The organism is Bradyrhizobium sp. Cp5.3 (assembly GCF_000426265.1).
Lineage (GTDB): Bacteria > Pseudomonadota > Alphaproteobacteria > Rhizobiales > Xanthobacteraceae > Bradyrhizobium > Bradyrhizobium neotropicale.
In genome coordinates, this window is record NZ_AUFA01000140.1 from 1 (window position 1) to 1,410 (window position 1,410).

The 1,410-nt window shown below is 61.3% G+C and carries 1 protein-coding gene; it reads right to left on the minus strand.

The genetic code is table 11. The features are described from left to right. Positions 1-137: 137 nt before the first annotated feature. Positions 138-1,361, minus strand: a complete 1,224-nt coding sequence (locus K289_RS47390; protein ID WP_084788964.1) for an IS701 family transposase — start codon at positions 1,359-1,361, stop codon at positions 138-140. Positions 1,362-1,410 lie beyond the last annotated feature (49 nt).

Below are 1,410 nucleotides of genomic sequence, written 5' to 3' on the forward strand. Positions count from 1 at the left end.
TTGCCTGAGATGGGCCTTGCGCGCGTTGGCCTGATGGGCCCTGCGCCAGGATGACCATGCGAGGATGTGGGCGTGCGAGATGCGCCGCTGGGCAAGCTTCATGGCGATGCGGCGGATTTCCTGGATCGACCAGCGGATCAAGAACGGTGCTTTGGTCGAGACCGCGGTTGCGTTTTTTTGAGCAATGGATCGGTGTTGGCCCGATGACGGATGACGGCCATCGTGGCGAAGGCAAGCATGACGAGTGAGACGTGGCGATGCCAGCCATGCCAGGAGCGGGTTTCGTTGTGATCAAGGCCGAGTTCGTTCTTCGCAGTTTCGAAGCTGTCCTCGATAGCCCAGCGATGGCCTTCCACCGACAGCAGCTTCTGGATGGACGTGCCTTTGGGGCACCACGTGGAGAAAAAGGCCAAGCTACCGTCGGCAATGTTGCGGCGGATGAGAAGACCCCGCGTCCATTCCCCGGCAAGGTCGTCGTTGTATTCGCTGGCGTCGAGATCGGCCAGCTCAAGATAGGCCCAGTCGTGCCAGCGCAGACCTTTGGTCCCGTCGCCGGACGGCAGGCGGCGCCAGACCTTTTTGGGAAGGCTCTGCGCGATGGCGGAGGCGGTGCCGGCGACGGGCTGCGGCTTGCCCCAGGAATAGAACACATGATTGGAAGCAACACCCAGAACATAGCCTTTGCCCGCCTTGCGCAGCAGGGTTTCGATGTCTCCTGTGCCATACACGGTGTCCGCAGCCACGAACGAGAACGGCACCTTTGCGGCGATCGCGCGAGCGATCATTTGACGCGCGATCTTCGGCTTCGTCGCAAAGCCCACATCGCTCGGGACATGCGCTGCCTTCAGGCGAGCGGATTTGTCCGTCCATTCCTTTGGCAGGTAGAGCGCTCGGTCGATGAAGGCATGGCCATGCCGCGACACATAGGAGGCGAACACTCCGATCTGACAATTGGTGATCTTGCCCGCCGAGCCAGTGTACTGGCGTGCGACCCCACACGACGCCTTGCCCTGTTTCAAAAAGCCGGTCTCATCGATGACCAGAACCGCGTCCTCATCGCAAAGCGTTTCCAGCGCGTACTCTCGGACAATGTCGCGCAGCGCGTCGGCATCCCACTGCCCCCGGCCCAAGATCGCCTGCTGGCGCCACGGGCCTGGATCGCCGGCCGCCTCAGCCCGCATCCAACCCGTCTTGCGTGGCTCATTGCCCAACAGTCCGTCGAGAAACTGCCCCGCCGAGGCCGCGACCCGCTCCTGCGTAAACAGCGGACGGATGCGTTGCTTGGCATCCCGCAACGACGAAGCCCACAGCGTCAGCGTATCTTCAACCGACGCACCACCAATCATCATATCCCGAATCATGGTCACCCATGGATTCAGAACTCATCACAAATAGCAACTGTAATGCTAG